We start from the raw sequence: 16,071 nt of genomic DNA on the forward strand, positions 1-16,071 counted from the left end.
CGCCGTACCATCAAGGCATGGCCAACGAGACAGAGGTCGCGGCCGGCGTCACGGAGGAGTCCGTACGCCAGGCGCTGGCGACCGTCAACGACCCGGAGATCAACCGCCCGATCACCGAGATCGGCATGGTGAAATCGGTCGGGATCGCCGAGGACGGCGCGGTGCGCGTCGCGGTCTACCTGACGGTCTCCGGCTGCCCGATGCGCGACACCATCGTCACCCGGGTGCGCGAGGCGGTCGGGAAGGTCCCCGGCGTGACCGGCGTCGAGGTCGAGCTCGACGTGATGAGCGACGAGCAGCGCAAGGAACTGTCCCAGCTGCTGCGCGGCGGCGCCCCCGAGCGGGAGATCCCGTTCGCCAAGCCGGGCACCCTGACCCGGGTCTACGCCGTCGCCTCCGGCAAGGGCGGCGTCGGCAAGTCCTCGGTGACCGTCAACCTGGCGGCCGCGATGGCCGCCGACGGCCTGAAGGTCGCCGTGGTGGACGCCGACATCTACGGCCACAGCGTGCCGCGCATGCTGGGCGTCGAGGGCCGGCCGACCCAGGTCCAGGACATGATCATGCCGCCGCAGGCGAACGGCGTGAAGGTCATCTCGATCGGCATGTTCACCCCGGGCAACGCCCCGGTGGTCTGGCGCGGCCCGATGCTGCACCGCGCGCTCCAGCAGTTCCTCGCCGACGTGTACTGGGGCGACCTGGACGTGCTGCTGCTGGACCTGCCGCCCGGCACCGGCGACATCGCGATCTCGGTGGCCCAGCTGGTCCCCAACGCGGAGATCCTGATCGTCACCACCCCGCAGATGGCCGCCGCCGAGGTGGCCGAGCGGGCCGGCACCATCGCGGTGCAGACCCACCAGAAGATCGTCGGCGTGATCGAGAACATGTCCGGCATGCCGTGCCCGCACTGCGACGAGATGATCGACGTCTTCGGCACCGGCGGCGGCCAGACCGTCGCGGACGCGCTCACCCGCACGGTCGGCGCGACCGTCCCGGTGCTCGGCTCGATCCCGATCGACGTGCGGCTGCGCGAGGGCGGCGACGACGGCCGCCCGGTCGTGCTCGCCGCGCCCGACTCCCCGGCCGGCGCCGCCCTGCGCGCGGTGGCCGGCAAGCTCGGCGGCCGCCAGCGCGGACTGTCCGGGATGTCGCTGGGCCTGACGCCCAAGAACAAGTTCTGAGGCCGTGACCGACGGAGGGCCGGGTGGGCGCACCACCCGGCCCTCCGTCGTACGGCCGTGTCCTGCCGAGGGCCCTACGGGCGGGTGTAGGCCGTCAGGTCCGGGACGGTGGAGAAGCCGATGCCGTAGGCGCTGACGCCCCGGCCGTAGGCGCCCAGCATGACGCCGGGGGCCTCACCGGCCAGCACCCAGCCGTACTCGGACTCGCGGTAGCGGAAGGGCTGCGGCAGGCCGTTGACCGGCAGGCTGAGGGTGGACCAGCCGGGGCCGGCCAGGTCGTCGGCGAGGTCCCAGGCGAGGCTGCTCTGCTGGTCCAGCCAGTCCTGGCGCAGCGCCCGGTCCAGCTGCCCGGGCCAGGTCGCGGCGAGCAGGCCGGAGCCGGCCAGCCAGGCGGCGGAGGAGGCGGAGGTCGCCTCCAGGGTGCCCGTGTTGTCGGCACTGCGGCGGCTGTCCCGGCGGGCCACCGTGACCACGACGGCGAACTTCCGTACGTCGCGCGGCTCGTACTGCCTGGCCGGCTCCTCGCCGTGGCCGAGCGAGCCGTAGTCGACGCTGCCCGCGGTGCGGGGGCCGGCGCCGGCCTGCACCAGGAAACGGCGGCCGGTCCAGCCCTCGTCCAGCCCGTACCAGGGGAAGTCGGCGGACAGGTAGGGCACCAGCGGGTCCGCCGGGCCGGCCTGTCCGCCGACCACCGGGCCGCCGGCCGTGGCCGTCGCCCCTCCCGTCTGACTCGTCGCGTCCATCCCCGGGCCTCCTCAAACACACGTTTGCCTGCCGTGGCGCGCTCCCATGGTGGCGTACCGCGGCGTTCCCCGGGGCCGTTCCCGGACCACGACGGGGCGCGGTGTGACGGACGGCTCAGCGGAACAATCAGCACAATAGCGGCGCACGCGCCGCCGCCCCGCTCAGCCGGGTGGCCGGGCGGGGCGGTGGCGCGGCGCCGGGGCGCCGGACGCGGTACCGGTCAGGTGGCGTCGGGGTCGAACGGGGGCCGCTCGCCGGGCGCCAGCGGGGCTCCGGTGGAGGCGGGCGCCGGGGCGGACTTCTCGAAGCTGACGCTGCCGCTGCGGCCGTTGACCGGCGCCGCGGGCTTGTCGTCCAGGACGGACCGGATGTCCAGGGTGTCCTTCATGTCCTTGAGGCCCAGCGGATCGTCCTGGTCGCCCATGAGCTGCTTGCGCACGAAGGTCTTGGGGTTCAGGTCCTCGAACTCGAAGTCCTTGAACTCGGGGCCCAGCTCGCTGCGGATGTCCTCCTTCGCGTTGTCGGCGAAGGATCGGATCTTCCGGATGAAGCCCATGGTGTCCTGGATCAGCTTGGGAAGCTTGTCCGGGCCGAAGATGATGATCGCCATCACGACGAGGGTCAGGACCTCCAGCCCACTGACGTCGCTGAACACCTTTGCTCCCTAACTCGTCGGACGACGGTTCCTACAGGGTAATGGCCACCGGCGGGTCCTTGGCCCACGCTGTGATGAAGCCGTGGTAAAGACCTGCCGGTGGCCGGGGCGTCCGGGCCGGAGCGCCGGTGTCCTTCGGGGCCGTTCTAGCGGATCTGCTGGCGCAGCGCGGCGAAGCCCCCGGGGTAGCGCTCCGGGGAGCCCGGCGGGGTCGCGTCGCGGGTCGCGGCGACCGGGCGGCCGGCGAAGTCCACCGGGACCTGCGCGGTCGTCGGGACGAGGCCGCCGCGGCCGCTGCCGGGCGGGCTGACGGTGGTGCCGTGGCGCTCCTCGCCCTGCGTGCTGAGCCCGCCGACGCCGCCGAGCGTCACCGCGGCGACGGAGAAGGCTCCCGCGGCGGCGAACACCAGCCGTCGGCCCCGCGCGGGGGACCGGACGGCGGCGGGCGCGGCGGGCTGCGGACGGGCCGGGGCGGCGGCGGCCTCGGGGCGGGCGGAGCGCCGGCCCATCAGCGGCCGCAGCACCGTGCCGCGGCCGAAGGCCCGCGGGTCGACCCCGGGCAGCGGGGAGTCGGCGCCCAGCGCGCCCGCGCCGAAGGAGGCCCCGGCGCCGCGGCCGAAGGAGCCGCCGTCGAGCCGGCTGCCGCCGAGCGTGCCGGTGGCCGCGACCCCGCCACCGGGCAGGTCGTCGTCGTCATCGCGGCGCCCGCGCCGCCCGGAGCGCCAGTCGCCGTCCGCCGGGGCGTCCTCGGGGAGGTTGCCGACGGCCATCAGGCGGGCCATCAGCGCGGAGGACGGGCCGGGCGGGCCGGAGCGGGCCAGCATGTGCTTGACGGCGCGGCCCTCGTCGGCCTCCGCGAGGCACTGGGGGCAGGTCGCCAGGTGGGCCTGGACGCGGTCGCGCGAGTCGTGGCCGAGTTCGCCGTCCAGGAAGGCGGAGAGGCGCTCGCCGAGGTGGTGCTCCTCGACGGCGGGTGCGGCGGGACGGACGGGGAGCGCGTGCAGCGCCGTGTCCGCGGGCAGTGCCACCCCGGGCAGCACGGGCTCACCGGGTTCGTCGCCTCCGCGACGGCCCGGCAGGGCCCAGCCCCGTCGGCTCGGAGACCGGTCGGAGGCGTCCGACCGGTCCGAACCGGACCGGCTGGTTCCGCTCACGATCGCCTCCGTCCGCGCCCACCGGGCGCGGCCGCGGCCTCGAGCACCCCCACGCCGACGGCCACCGGCACCGGCTCCTCCGAGCCGCCGCGGCGCTCACGGCCGGGGGCCGAGCCGGGGGCGCGGTGCTTGAGCGCGGCGCGCAGGTGCGAGCGGCCGCGGTGGATGCGGCTGCGGACGGTGCCGAGCTTGACGCCCAGCGTGGCGGCGATCTCCTCGTAGGACAGGCCCTCGATGTCGCAGAGCACCACGGCGGCGCGGAACTCCGGCGCGAGGGTGTCCAGGGCGTGCTGCACGTCGGCGTCGAAGTGGGTGTCGCTGAAGTGCTGGGCCGGGCTGGGCTCGCGGGAGGCGAGCCGCTCGGCCGCGTCCTCGCCGAGCGCGTCGAAGCGGATGCGCTGGCGGCGGCGGACCATGTCCAGGAAGAGGTTGGTGGTGATCCGGTGCAGCCAGCCCTCGAACGTGCCGGGGGTGTAGGTGGACAGCGATCGGAACACCCGGACGAAGACCTCCTGGGTGAGGTCCTCGGCGTCGTGCTGGTTGCCCGTCAGACGGTAGGCCAGCCGGTAGACCCGGGCGCTGTGCGCCTCGACGATCTCCTCCCACGTGGGCGGAGTCCAGGTCTGCGCGTCGGGACCCTCGGAGAAGGTCGCGAGAGCGGGGGCCTCGGTGGCACCGGCGGCCGGCGTCGCGGCCACGGGCTGGTCCAGGTCGGAGTGCGCAGGCTGGTTCATCACGGGCTTCGGCGTACGGGCCGACGCAGTGCCACGGAAGTGCCGCCGCACAGGGACGTCGCCCTCGGCCACACCTCCTCGGTCGGCTCTTCTGCCCAGCAGGGCCACCACCATATCCACCTCACCCGTCAAGCCCGGATAAAAGTGCCCGGGAGGTCTTGCGCACCCGGTCCGACATGACAACGGCCCGCCGCCGTACGCGGTTCCCGGTCGGCCAGTAATCTGTGCCAGGAAATATCGACATCCCTCGGCACCGGGCCGCCGCCCGGGGCTCCGAAAGAGGCAGCCATCAGCGAGTTCGGGCCCGCGCACGCGGCCCTCGCCGACACCTACGTGGGCGAGGACGCCGTGCTGACCTACGCCCGGGCACAGTCCGCGCGGACCGGGATACGGGCGATCGGACCGAGCGGCGGGGCCTGCCTGCGGCTGCTGGCGGCCGCGCTGGACGCCAAGGCGGTGGCCGAGATCGGCACCGGCACCGGGGTGTCCGGGGTCTACCTGCTGCGCGGGATGCGGCCGGACGGCGTGCTCACCACGGTCGACTCGGAGCCGGTGCGCCAGCAGCTGGCCCGTGAGGCCTACCAGGCGGCCGGGTTCGCGGCCAACCGCTCCCGGTTCATACCGGGCCGGGCGCTGGAGGTGCTGCCCCGGCTCGCCGACGGACAGTACGACCTGGTGTTCTGCGACGGCGACCCGGCGGAGTCCTGCGAGTACCTGCGCGAGGCGCTGCGGCTGCTGCGGCCGGGCGGGATGGTCTGCTTCGAGGGGGTCTTCCAGGAGGGCCGGCTGGCCGAGCCGGAACTCCAGGACCCACAGACCGGCGCCGTCCGGGACCTGGTCCGGGACGTGCGGGAGAGCGAGGACCTGCTGCCGGCACTGCTGCCGGTGTCGGACGGGCTGCTCTGCGCGATCAAGCGCTGAGCCCGGCGCCCCTCGGGGCGCCGCGGGCCCGCAGGCCCCGCGGCCCGGGCCCGGAAAACGTGCGGACCCGGGCCGACATGACGTCGTACCCGGGCCCGGCAGCACATCTCCAGGAGATGGCGAGCACCTGCTGCGGTCAGCCGCAGGCCTTCTTCAGGGCCTCGCCGAGGGCCTCGGCCTCGTCAGGCGTGAGCTCCACCACAAGGCGTCCGCCGCCTTCGAGCGGAACGCGCATGATGATGCCCCGCCCCTCTTTGGTGACTTCGAGCGGGCCGTCACCCGTCCGCGGCTTCATGGCCGCCATGCTCGTTCCCCTTCCTGCAACCGCTCAGCTACGCACCGGCAGTCCGTCCACCGCCGGTATCGAACGCATTGATCGGAAGCCATTATCCCGCATGCCACGGGCTGATGACCAACATCACTCTCGGTGCAACCACGGCCGGACCGCCCCCAACCACCGCAATTCACGTCATAAGCCCCGGCGTGGCGGCGGTGCGGACGCCGCGGGAAGGTGCGATACCTCACACTCCCCAGCCCCCCGTGTGCTCCGGCATCCTGACACACACGACTGACACCGCCACGACCCCGGGAGCCCTCACCCATGTCCGATTCCGTGCTGTACGAGCTGGACGGCGGCCTGGCCGTCATCACCATCAACCGCCCGGAGGCGATGAACGCGCTCGACGTCGCCACCAAGATCGCGCTGCGCGACGCCGTGGCCGCCGCGGCCGCCGACCCGGCGGTGCGGGCCGTGCTGCTGACCGGGGCGGGCGAGCGGGCGTTCTGCGTCGGGCAGGACCTCAACGAGCACCTGGCGCTGCTGAAGCGGGCCGAGGAGACCGGCGAGGGCGCGCTGCGGACCGTCGCCGAGCACTACAACCCGCTGGTGCGGGCGCTGGCCGGGATGCGCAAGCCGACCGTCGCCGCGGTCGGCGGGGTGGCGGCCGGGGCCGGCGCCTCGCTCGCCTTCGCCTGCGACTTCCGCGTCCTGTCCGACCGGGCCGGCTTCAACACCGCCTTCGCCGGGATCGCGCTGACCGCCGACTCGGGCGCCTCCTGGACGCTGCCGCGACTGGTCGGGCACGCCAAGGCCACCGAGCTGCTGATGCTCCCCCGGACGGTCAAGGCCGCCGAGGCGATGGAGCTGGGCCTGGCCACCAGGGTGGTGCCGGCCGACGAACTCGCCGCCACCGCACGGGCCTTCGCCCGCGAGCTGGCCGAGGGGCCGACCGTCGCCTACGGCGCCGTCAAGGAGTCGCTGGCGTACGGCGCCTCCCACTCGCTGGACGAACTCCTCGACAAGGAGGACGAGTTGCAGACGATGGCGGGCGAGAGCGAGGACCACCGGATCGCGGTGCGCGCCTTCATCGCCAAGGAGAAGCCGAAGTACCTGGGCCGCTAGGGAAGTCGACCCCGACGGGCCGGCCCGTCCGCTCGGACGGGCCGGCCCTCGGGTCGGTCAGCGGACGGCGGCGGTGCGGACGTGGCAGTCCGCCAGGTGGTCGTCGACCAGGCCGCAGGCCTGCATCAGGGCGTAGGCGGTGGTCGGGCCGACGAAGCGGAAGCCCGCCTTCTTCAGCGCCTTCGCCAGCGCCGTCGACTCCGGTGTGACGGCCGGAACCTCGCCCGTCGTGCGGGGGGCCGGCCGGTCCGGGTCCCCGGCGAACTGCCAGATCAGCGCGTCCAGTCCGCCCTCCAGGTCGCGGGCGACCCGCGCGTTGGCGACCGCCGCCTCGATCTTGGCCCGGTTGCGGATGATGCCGGTGTCGGCGAGCAGGCGCTCCTTGTCCGCCTCGCCGAACTCGGCGACCCTGGCGATCTCGAAGCCCGCGAACGCCGCCCGGAAGCCCTCGCGGCGGCGCAGGATGGTCAGCCAGGACAACCCGGACTGGAAGGCCTCCAGGCAGACCCGCTCGAACAGCGCGTCGTCGCCGTGCACCGGCCGGCCCCACTCGGTGTCGTGGTAGACCCGGTAGTCGTCGGTGGAGTCGCCCCAGCCGCAGCGGCGCAGGCCGTCCGCGCCGAGCACAGCTCCGTCGTCCGTCACTTGTCCGCCCCGGGCTCGGCGTCCTCGGGGGCCCGCTCCCCGGCCGGCTGCTTGGCGAGCGCCACGGCCGGCTCGACCACCTGGGCGAACTCCTCCAGGCCGGGCAGCGGTTCGGCCGCCGGGTCGGGGGCGCCGCCCGCCTCGACCGCGCCGCGCAGGTGGGCGGCGGCCTCCAGCTCGGCGATCCGCGCGTCGCGGTAGGCGAGTTCGGCGCCGAGGCGGTCCAGGACGTCGTCCACCTCGTCCATCCGGTAGCCGCGCAGGGCCATCGGCAGGCGCAGCTCGTCCACGTCCGCCTTGCCCAGCGGGCGGTCCTGCGGCAGCCGCGCGGAGATGCGGTCCGGTGCCGCCTCCGGCATCGAGCCTCCCCCGCCGAGCGCCACCAGGGCGGCACCGCCGACCACCACGGCCATGGCGACCACGATCACCCAGAACACGAGCTGTCCTCCCGAACTCCCGGCCGGTCCGCTATGTGGCGCAGGTAACCACACTGATCATGACAGCATGGTCCCTTAGTGAGGCCGGGGGCCATCATCGCACCCGCAGGAGCTGTGGAGGAGACATCGGTGGCACTGCGCCTGGGACCGCGGGAATTCGGTGACGACGAGCTGGTGATCATGGCGATCGTCAACCGGACGCCTGACTCGTTCTTCGACAAGGGTGCGACCTTCGCCGACGAGGCCGCCTTCGCCGCCGCGGACCGGGCGATGGCCGAGGGCGCGGCGATCCTGGACATCGGCGGGGTGAAGGCCGGGCCGGGCGACGAGGTCACGGTCGAGGAGGAGCTGCGGCGCACCGTGCCCTTCGTGGCGGAGCTGCGCAAGCGCCACCCCGAGGCGGTGATCAGCGTGGACACCTGGCGGCACGAGGTCGGCGAGGCGGTCTGCGAGGTGGGCGCGGACCTGCTGAACGACGCCTGGGGCGGGGTGGATCCGAAGCTCGCCGAGGTGGCCGCCCGGTACGACGTCGGGCTGGTCTGCACCCACGCGGGCGGCGCCGAGCCCCGCACCCGGCCGCACCGGACCGGGTACGAGGACGTGATGGCGGACATCCTGCGGGTGACGGTGGGACTGGCCGAACGCGCGGTGGAACTGGGCGTGCGGCGGGACGCGCTGATCATCGACCCGGGGCACGACTTCGGCAAGAACACCCGGCACTCGCTGGAGGCCACCCGGCGGCTGCCGGAGATGACCGCGACCGGCTTCCCGGTGCTGGTCTCGCTCTCCAACAAGGACTTCGTCGGCGAGACCCTGGACCGGCCGGTGAACGAGCGGCTGCTCGGCACCCTGGCCACCACCGCGGTCTCGGCCTGGCTGGGCGCGCGGGTCTACCGGGCGCACCAGGTCGCGGAGACCCGCCAGGTGCTGGACATGGTCGCCTCGATCCGGGGCACCCGCCCCCCGGCGGTCGCCCGCCGGGGGCTGGCGTGAGCGCCTCGGCCCGGGCCCGCCGAGGACCCGTCCGGGGCTCCTAGATCTCGCCGGCGGGCCGGCGGGCGTCGGCGAGGATCTTCATGACCTCGTCGATCTCGTCGGTGATGTGGAACAGCTCCAGGTCGTGCGGGGCCGCCTTGCCCTGCTCGACCAGGGTGTTCTTCAGCCACTCGTAGAGGCCGCCCCAGTAGGCGCTGCCGTAGAGGATCACCGGGAAGCGGGTGACCTTCTTCGTCTGCACCAGGGTGAGCGCCTCGAACAGCTCGTCCAGCGTGCCGAGGCCGCCGGGCAGGACCACGAACCCCTGGGCGTACTTCACGAACATCGTCTTGCGGACGAAGAAGTAGCGGAAGTTCAGTCCGAGGTCGACGAACTCGTTGAGGCCCTGCTCGAAGGGCAGCTCGATGCCGAGCCCGACGCTGAGGCCGCCGGCCTCGGAGGCGCCGCGGTTGGCGGCCTCCATCGCGCCCGGGCCGCCGCCGGTGATCACCGCGTAGCCGGCCTCGGCGAGGGCCCGGCCGATGGCCACGCCCGCCTCGTACTCGGGCGAGTCGGCCGGGGTCCGGGCGGAGCCGAAGACGCTGATCGCGGGCGGGAGTTCGGCGAGGGCGCCGAAGCCCTCGACGAACTCGGAGGTGATCCGCAGCACCCGCCACGGGTCGGTGTGCAGCCAGTCGGTGGGACCGGTGGTGTCCAGCAGGCGCTGGTCCGTGGTGCTCGTGCCGACCTGGTCCCGGCGCACCAGCACCGGGCCCTTCTGCTTCTCGGGCCAGGCCTTCTTCTTCCGCGGCACCCCGACCTGCTCGGGGCCGTGACCGTAGTGCTTCTCGTCTCCTGTGCCTGTCATGACGAAACCCTACGCCCGCCTTCCCCCGTTTTCAGGCAACGGGGGAAGGTCGGTTGAGCATCCGGAAGGTGGCGTTCGGCCGCCGCCCCGACGGTCGGCGCGGCGCGCGGCTCAGCTGGTCAGCCAGGCGCGCAGCCGCTCCTCGACCTCGGCGATGGCGCTCAGCGAGCAGTGCTCCTCGCGCTTGTGCGCCAGGTTCGGGTCGCCGGGGCCGTAGTTGACCGCGGGGACGCCGAGCGCGCTGAACCGGGCGACGTCGGTCCAGCCGAACTTGGCCCGGGCCTGGCCGCCGGTGGCCGCCAGGAAGGCCTGGGCGGCCGGCTGGGCGAGTCCGGGCAGGGCGCCCGGGGCGAAGTCGGTGACGGTCAGCTCGAAGCCGTCGAAGACCTCGCGCACGTGCTTCTCCGCTTCGACCTCGCTGCGGTCCGGCGCGTAGCGGAAGTTGACGGTCACGACGCACTCGTCCGGGATCACGTTGCCGGCCACGCCGCCGTCGATCCGGACCGCGTTCAGGCCCTCGCGGTACTCCAGGCCGTCGATCTCCACCCGGCGCGGCTGGTACCGCTCGAGCCGGGTGAGCACCTCGGCGGCGTGGTGGATGGCGTTGTCGCCGAGCCAGCTGCGGGCCGCGTGGGCGCGCACGCCGGTGAGCCGCACCTGCGCCCGCAGGGTGCCCTGGCAGCCGCCCTCGACCATGGCGCCGCTGGGCTCCATCAGCACCGCGAAGTCGCCGGCCAGCCACTCCGGGTGGTCCTTGGCGAGGTGGCCCAGGCCGTTGCGGTGGGCCTCCACCTCCTCGCAGTCGTAGAAGACGAAGGTGAGGTCCCGGTTGGGCTCGGGCAGCGTGGCGGCGAGGCGCAGCTGGACGGCCACGCCGGACTTCATGTCCGAGGTGCCGCAGCCGTAGAGCAGGTCGCCCTCGACGTACGAGGGGAGGTTGTCGGCGATCGGCACGGTGTCCAGGTGGCCGGCCAGGACGACGCGCTCGGCGCGGCCCAGGTCGGTGCGGGCGACCACGTTGTTGCCGTGGCGGTCCACGGTGAGGTGCGGGTAGCCGCGCAGCGCGGCCTCCACGGCGTCGGCGAGCGCCTGCTCGTCGCCGCTCACCGAGGGGAAGTCGACGAGCCGGGCGGTCAGCGTCCCGCCGTCGAGAGTGAGGTCCAGGGGCGTCGGATTCGGGCTGCTCATGGGCGTCAGCCTAGTCCGCGGCCCGGTTCGTCCGGTCCGGTCCGCCCGGCGCGGCCGCCGCGTGACGCGGTTCGGACTCGGTGGCGAGTGGGCGGGCGACGGCAACCGGGGGGCGCCGTACATCCGTCCGAGTGGGTACGGTGTCGGATCAAGGAGCAGGCGCGAGAGGGGCGACGGTGGCCAGGAGAAGGAGCAGCGAGCAGCTGGGCGACGAAGAGGAGCCCACTCGCCGCCGCGGGCCGCTGCGCGCCCTGCTGATGGTGATCGTCGGGCTGCTCGGCCTGGCCCTGGTCGCCGGACTGGCCGTGGTCGGGATCTGGTGGTTCGGCTTCAAGCCGGGTGTGTCGGAGGAGTGCACGGTGAAGACCGCGGCCGGCAACGGCACGCTGGAGCTGCCGCAGGCCGCCAACGCCGCGACGATCGCCGCGGTGGCGCGCTCGCGCGGGCTGCCGGACCGGGCCACCACGATCTCGCTGGCGACGGCGATGCAGGAGTCCAAGCTGCGCAACCTCGCGGGCGGCGACCGGGACTCGATCGGCCTCTTCCAGCAGCGGCCGTCGATGGGCTGGGGCACCCCGACGCAGATCGCGGACCCGGTGTACGCGACCAACAAGTTCCTGGACGGCCTGGTCAAGGTCCCCGGCTACACCCGGATGCCGCTGACCGACGCCGCCCAGACGGTGCAGAAGAGCGGCTACCCGCAGGCCTACGCCAAGCACGAGACGAAGGCGACCCTGCTCACCTCGGCGCTGGCCGGCCGCGAGCCCGCCTCGTTCTCCTGCGTGGTGCACGACTACGCCAAGCCGGACCCGGCGGACTCCGACTCCCCCACCGCGGGGACCGCCCCGGGCGCCACCGCGACCCCGGCCGCGGCGCCGGACCGGGCCCAGGTGCTGTCCGACCGGGTGCGCCGGGAGTTCGGCCGCACGGTGACCCCGGCGACCGGCTACACCTCGACCATCAAGGGCGCCGAGAACGCCGTCGCGCTGACCCCGGACCCGGCCACCACCGCGCTGACCTCGGGACCGGACGCGGGGGCGGACGGCGGGGTGAGCGCCGAGCGGGCGAGCGGCTGGGAGGTCGCCCACTGGGCGGTCGCCCAGGCCCAGCAGCTGGGCATCGCGACGGTCGCCTACGACGGGAAGATCTGGCGCAAGTCCAAGTCCGAGGACGGCTGGCAGACCCAGACCTCGGGCACCTCGACCAAGCTCGTCCAGGTCACCCTGGCCCCGCCCACGAAGAGCTGACGCACTGGTGTTCGGGTTGCCGCCGGACGAGTGATTCCGGTCAACCCCGGTGGACCGACAGCCCGTTCCGGCGAACCGGGGTGAAGAACCGTCACTCCCCTTGTCCGGGGCCGGTTCGGCGGCGTCCGACCGGGCCCGGCAAGCGGCCCTGCTGCAGTCGTACGATCCGATGGTCGGTCAGGACTCTTCCTTGCACCGGCCGAAACCTTCTGGCTTCTCAAGCGGTAACAACGTCGTCCGCCCGGTCGGCAACGCCCGGCTCCCCAGGGCGGACGGGACGGACCCAGACCCCTTCGAGGAGCCCCATGTCTCACCCCCTCACGCGCCGGATCGCCCAGGCCGCGCTCGTCGTGGCCGCCGGAGCGACCCCGCTGCTCGCGGCCGGCTCCGCGTCCGCTCTGGGCGGGGACGCCCTGCTGCCCAAGAGCGACCTCGCGGCACCGCTGGGCCAGCTGACCAACTCCGACGCCGGCTCGACGCTCCAGCACACCACCCACCAGCTCGGCCAGGCCGCCGGCACCACCGGGGCGGCCACCGTCGCCGCCGGCGTACCGGCCTCCACCGACGCCGCCGGCAACATCGTCGCCCAGCAGCTGCCCGAGGCCAACGAGAAGGCCGGCTCGCTGACCGCGCCGGTCGACCAGACCGCCGCGACCGCCGGCCAGCTCTCCACCGTCACCCCGAAGGTCGCCTCGGCCCTGGCCGGCAAGCTCGGCGAGGCCGTCACCGGCAAGAGCGCGGAGACCCGCGGCGCCACCGCCGGCACCGGCCCGCTCGGCGGCCTGACCCAGGCCGGCTCGGTCACCCAGGCCGTGCCCGGCGCCGAGACGCTCACCGGCGCCGTCCCCGGCGGCACCGCCGTCGCCGACGCGCTGCCGGTGGGCGCGGTGCAGCGCGCGCTGCCGCTCGGCCCGGTCGAGCAGGCCCTGCCGGCCGAGCTGCCCGCCACCGACGTGCTGGGCCTGGCCGAGCACGGCTCGGCCAACCGCCTCGGCGGTGCCGACCTCGGCAAGAACAGCCCGCTGTCCGGCCTGACCGGCGCGCTCGGCCCGCTCGGCGGCCTGCTGGGCAGCCTCAACGGCGGCGGCCTCGGCGGCCTGCCGCTGTAGTCCGTCCGCACCCCGTTTCCTCCGGGGAGGACCCCGAAGGGGGCCGGTGTCCGTGACACCGGCCCCCTTCGCCGTACGGTCCCGGGGTGCGCTCCCCGGGTGCGGTCAGCGCGCCGCGCCCAGCCGCTCCACGGCCGCGGCGACCCGCTCGTCGGTCGCCGTGAACGCGACCCGCACGAAGCGGTCGCCGGCCGGCCCGTAGAAGTCGCCGGGCGCCACCAGGATGCCCAGCCCGGCCAGTTCGGCCACCGTCTCCCAGCACGGGCAGTCCTGGGTCGCCCACAGGTAGAGGCTGGCCTCGGAGTGCTCGATCCGGAAGCCGTACGCCTCCAGCGCCGCCCGCAGCGCCGAGCGCCGGGCCGCGTACCGCTCGCGCTGCTCGGCCACGTGCGCGTCGTCCGCGAGCGCGGCGACGGTCGCCGCCTGGACGGGCGCCGGCACGATCATGCCGCCGTGCTTGCGCACCTCCAGCAGCTCCCTGACCACCACCGGGTCACCCGCCACGAAGGAGGCGCGGTAGCCGGCCAGGTTGGAGCGCTTGGAGAGCGAGTGGACGGCCAGCAGGCCCTCGTGGTCGTCGCCGCAGACGTCCGGGTGCAGGACCGACACCGGGTCGGCCTCCCAGCCCAGCTCCAGGTAGCACTCGTCGCTGACCAGCAGCGCCCGGTGCTCCCGGGCCCACTCGACGGCGCGGCGCAGCTCGTCCGCGCCCAGCACCCGGCCGGTCGGGTTGGACGGCGAGTTCACCCAGAGCAGGCGCACCCGGGAGCCGTCCAGCTCGTCCACCGAGTCGTACTCGACCGGCTCGGCGCCGCACAGCCGGGCGCCCACCTCGTAGGTCGGGTAGGCCAGGCGCGGGTAGGCGACCTGGTCGCCGGGGCCGAGGCCCAGCTGGGTCGGCAGCCAGGCCACCAGCTCCTTGGAGCCGACGGTCGGCAGCACGGCCTGCGGGCCGATCCGCGCGCCCACGCGGCGGTGCAGCCAGCCGGCGATCGCCTCGCGCAGCTCCAGCGGGCCCCAGACGGTCGGGTAGCCGGGGGTGTCGGTGTGCGCGGCCAGCGCCTTCTGGATCACCTCGGGGACCGGGTCCACCGGGGTGCCGACGGAGAAGTCACAGAGGCCGCCGGGGTGGGCCAGCGCGGTCGCCTTGTACGGCTCCAGCTTGTCCCAGGGGAAGACCGGCAGCTTGTCCGAAACGCGGCGCGCCGCCCCCGGGTGGCCCGGGAACGGCGCGTGCGTGCTGTTGGTGCTCACAGCTGTTGTGCCACCGATCGTCAGTGGTCGGCGTTCTGCGGCGGCAGAGCGGCGATGAACGGGTGGTCACGCTCGATCAGGCCGAGCTTGGAGGCGCCGCCGGGCGAACCCAGGTCGTCGAAGAACTCGACGTTCGCCTTGTAGTAGTCCTTCCACTCCTCCGGGGTGTCGTCTTCGTAGAAGATCGCCTCGACCGGGCAGACCGGCTCGCAAGCGCCGCAGTCGACACACTCATCCGGGTGGATGTAGAGCGATCGCTCGCCCTCGTAGATGCAGTCAACCGGGCATTCTTCGATGCACGCCTTGTCCTTCACGTCGACACAAGGCTGCGCGATGACGTAGGTCACGCTGTCGTTCCTCCTCGGAAGGGCCTGGTGGCCCGTTCTGTTCTGCTGCCGTGCGCGGTGAGCGCGGCGTCGTCGATGCCCGCCCCTAGTATCGCGGGTCGGAGACCGCAAATGCACAGGAGGTGGCCAGATGGCCTCGGTCAACCCGGTCGGCGACCGTCCGGAGGTCCGGATAGACCGCTCTGACGTGGGACGACGCGTGTCCGTCCGCCGGCTTGCGGAGTTCGTGGACGACCGTCCGGTGTTCCGGGATTCGATCGGGGTGCTCACATCGTGGGACGATCATGGGTTGACGGTCGTCCCCCGCACCGGCGATCCGGTGTTCTTGCCGGAGAAGCTGCTGGTCGCAGGCAAGGTCGTGCCGCCGTTTCCGGCCCGGCGCGCCCCCTTGCCGGTCACCGGGCCGGTCGAACTGCAGCGGATCGCGGGGCGCGGCTGGCCGGCCGTCGAACAGGAGTCGCTCGGCGAGTGGACGCTGCGCGCCTCGGCCGGGTTCACCCGGCGGGCCAACTCCGTCCAGGCCCTCGGGGAGCCGGGTCTGCCGCTGCCTCAGGCGCTGGCGGCCGTCCGCGACTGGTACGCGGCGCGCGGGCTGCCCGCGTACGTCGAGGTGCTCTCCCCCGGCTCGCCTCCGACGCTGGTCGCCGAGCTCGACCGGCTCGGGGCCGGGTACGCGCCCACCCTGGTCCGCACCGCCCCGCTGGCCGGGCTCGCCCGGGGCGGCGCCGGGCACGAGAGGGTGCGGCTGGCGCGCACGGCGGACGACGGGTGGCTGTCGGTGTACCGGCGGGTCGGCGGCGACCCGGCGGTGGAGGAGGCGGCCCGACAGGTGCTGAACGGCGGGCCGTCGGTCTGGTTCGCGACCGTGCCGGGCGCCCCCGGGCAGCCGCCGCCGGCGATCGGGCGCTGCGTCATCGACGGGGCCTGGGCCTGCTTCGGCGCGATCGAGGTCCAGCCGTACGCCCGGCGGGCCGGGCTGGCGACGGCGGTCATGGCGGTGCTCGCCTCGCGCGCGGCCGAGGAGGGGGCGAGCGGCGCCTACCTCCAGGTCGAGGCGGAGAACGCGGGGGCTATCGCGCTCTATGACGGACTCGGCTTCACGACCAGTCACACTTACCACTACGCGCTCCTCCCCCAGGGGTAGCCGCCAGGCCGTACCGTCCGTCCGATCACCCGCTTGTCCGATCGCCGCCTTGTCCGTCCGCCGTACGAA

At 74.0% G+C, this 16,071-nt stretch carries 18 protein-coding genes; 7 read left to right on the top strand and 11 right to left on the bottom strand.

Annotation, left to right across the window (positions count from 1 at the left end):
• The first annotated feature begins 17 nt into the window (after positions 1-17).
• Positions 18-1,178 (top strand): Mrp/NBP35 family ATP-binding protein, encoded by a 1,161-nt coding sequence (locus ACGF0D_RS02620; RefSeq protein ID WP_392873521.1) that lies wholly within the window; start codon positions 18-20, stop codon positions 1,176-1,178.
• Between the two features lie 74 nt (positions 1,179-1,252).
• Here ACGF0D_RS02620 and ACGF0D_RS02625 read toward each other — a convergent pair whose 3' ends face one another.
• The 4 genes from ACGF0D_RS02625 to sigE form a co-directional block, all read right to left on the bottom strand.
• Complete coding sequence (locus ACGF0D_RS02625) at positions 1,253-1,921, bottom strand: hypothetical protein (protein WP_392913688.1); 669 nt, start codon at positions 1,919-1,921, stop codon at positions 1,253-1,255.
• A 221-nt stretch (positions 1,922-2,142) separates the two neighbouring features.
• A complete protein-coding gene (locus tag ACGF0D_RS02630) occupies positions 2,143-2,577 on the bottom strand; it encodes a sec-independent translocase (RefSeq protein ID WP_392873525.1) in 435 nt (144 codons plus the stop codon).
• 146 nt (positions 2,578-2,723) lie between these two features.
• Positions 2,724-3,731 (bottom strand): zf-HC2 domain-containing protein, encoded by a 1,008-nt coding sequence (locus ACGF0D_RS02635; protein ID WP_392873528.1) that lies wholly within the window; start codon positions 3,729-3,731, stop codon positions 2,724-2,726.
• Positions 3,728-4,465, bottom strand: coding sequence for an RNA polymerase sigma factor SigE (gene sigE / locus ACGF0D_RS02640; RefSeq protein ID WP_392874251.1), 738 nt, complete (start codon positions 4,463-4,465; stop codon positions 3,728-3,730). Before sigE ends, ACGF0D_RS02635 begins: the two co-directional genes overlap by 4 nt.
• A 288-nt stretch (positions 4,466-4,753) precedes the next feature.
• On the opposite strand from sigE, the gene ACGF0D_RS02645 reads away from it, so the two are divergent.
• On the top strand, positions 4,754-5,386 hold the full coding sequence (locus ACGF0D_RS02645; RefSeq protein WP_392874254.1) for an O-methyltransferase: 633 nt from the start codon (positions 4,754-4,756) through the stop codon (positions 5,384-5,386).
• Between the two features lie 136 nt (positions 5,387-5,522).
• On the opposite strand, the gene ACGF0D_RS02650 is transcribed toward ACGF0D_RS02645, so the two are convergent.
• Positions 5,523-5,690 (bottom strand): DUF3117 domain-containing protein, encoded by a 168-nt coding sequence (locus tag ACGF0D_RS02650; protein WP_380552276.1) that lies wholly within the window; start codon positions 5,688-5,690, stop codon positions 5,523-5,525.
• Positions 5,691-5,987: 297 nt separating this feature from the next.
• Between ACGF0D_RS02650 and ACGF0D_RS02655 the strand changes: the two genes are divergently transcribed.
• Positions 5,988-6,788: an enoyl-CoA hydratase-related protein gene (locus tag ACGF0D_RS02655; RefSeq protein ID WP_392873532.1), complete on the top strand. Its 801-nt coding sequence runs from the start codon at positions 5,988-5,990 to the stop codon at positions 6,786-6,788.
• A 57-nt stretch (positions 6,789-6,845) separates the two neighbouring features.
• Here the strand turns inward: ACGF0D_RS02655 and ACGF0D_RS02660 are convergent, their stop codons facing one another.
• The gene (locus ACGF0D_RS02660) at positions 6,846-7,433 is read right to left on the bottom strand and encodes a DNA-3-methyladenine glycosylase I (RefSeq protein WP_392873535.1); all 588 of its coding nucleotides are present in this window, start codon (positions 7,431-7,433) and stop codon (positions 6,846-6,848) included.
• Complete coding sequence (locus ACGF0D_RS02665; protein WP_392913689.1) at positions 7,430-7,870, bottom strand: DivIVA domain-containing protein; 441 nt, start codon at positions 7,868-7,870, stop codon at positions 7,430-7,432. Before ACGF0D_RS02665 ends, ACGF0D_RS02660 begins: the two co-directional genes overlap by 4 nt.
• Before the next feature lie 180 nt (positions 7,871-8,050).
• On the opposite strand from ACGF0D_RS02665, the gene folP reads away from it, so the two are divergent.
• Positions 8,051-8,863: a dihydropteroate synthase gene (gene folP, locus ACGF0D_RS02670; protein WP_392874256.1), complete on the top strand. Its 813-nt coding sequence runs from the start codon at positions 8,051-8,053 to the stop codon at positions 8,861-8,863.
• A gap of 40 nt (positions 8,864-8,903) precedes the next feature.
• On the opposite strand, the gene ACGF0D_RS02675 is transcribed toward folP, so the two are convergent.
• Together ACGF0D_RS02675 and dapE are read right to left on the bottom strand one after the other, a co-directional pair.
• Positions 8,904-9,713, bottom strand: coding sequence for a TIGR00730 family Rossman fold protein (locus ACGF0D_RS02675; protein ID WP_392873541.1), 810 nt, complete (start codon positions 9,711-9,713; stop codon positions 8,904-8,906).
• Between the two features lie 111 nt (positions 9,714-9,824).
• On the bottom strand, positions 9,825-10,901 hold the full coding sequence (dapE, locus tag ACGF0D_RS02680) for a succinyl-diaminopimelate desuccinylase (protein ID WP_392873544.1): 1,077 nt from the start codon (positions 10,899-10,901) through the stop codon (positions 9,825-9,827).
• 176 nt (positions 10,902-11,077) lie between these two features.
• Between dapE and ACGF0D_RS02685 the strand changes: the two genes are divergently transcribed.
• The gene (locus ACGF0D_RS02685; RefSeq protein ID WP_392873546.1) at positions 11,078-12,148 is read left to right on the top strand and encodes a hypothetical protein; all 1,071 of its coding nucleotides are present in this window, start codon (positions 11,078-11,080) and stop codon (positions 12,146-12,148) included.
• A 305-nt stretch (positions 12,149-12,453) separates the two neighbouring features.
• Positions 12,454-13,257: a hypothetical protein gene (locus ACGF0D_RS02690; RefSeq protein ID WP_392873549.1), complete on the top strand. Its 804-nt coding sequence runs from the start codon at positions 12,454-12,456 to the stop codon at positions 13,255-13,257.
• Between the two features lie 105 nt (positions 13,258-13,362).
• On the opposite strand, the gene dapC is transcribed toward ACGF0D_RS02690, so the two are convergent.
• Together dapC and fdxA are read right to left on the bottom strand one after the other, a co-directional pair.
• Entirely contained in the window at positions 13,363-14,511 is a 1,149-nt protein-coding gene (dapC, locus tag ACGF0D_RS02695) for a succinyldiaminopimelate transaminase (RefSeq protein WP_392913690.1), read from the bottom strand.
• 20 nt (positions 14,512-14,531) lie between these two features.
• Positions 14,532-14,858: a ferredoxin gene (fdxA, locus tag ACGF0D_RS02700; RefSeq protein ID WP_030061559.1), complete on the bottom strand. Its 327-nt coding sequence runs from the start codon at positions 14,856-14,858 to the stop codon at positions 14,532-14,534.
• 289 nt (positions 14,859-15,147) lie between these two features.
• Between fdxA and ACGF0D_RS02705 the strand changes: the two genes are divergently transcribed.
• Entirely contained in the window at positions 15,148-16,002 is an 855-nt protein-coding gene (locus ACGF0D_RS02705) for a GNAT family N-acetyltransferase (protein ID WP_392873554.1), read from the top strand.
• Positions 16,003-16,071 lie beyond the last annotated feature (69 nt).

The organism is Kitasatospora sp. NPDC048298, from assembly GCF_043201465.1.
Taxonomy (GTDB): domain Bacteria; phylum Actinomycetota; class Actinomycetes; order Streptomycetales; family Streptomycetaceae; genus Kitasatospora.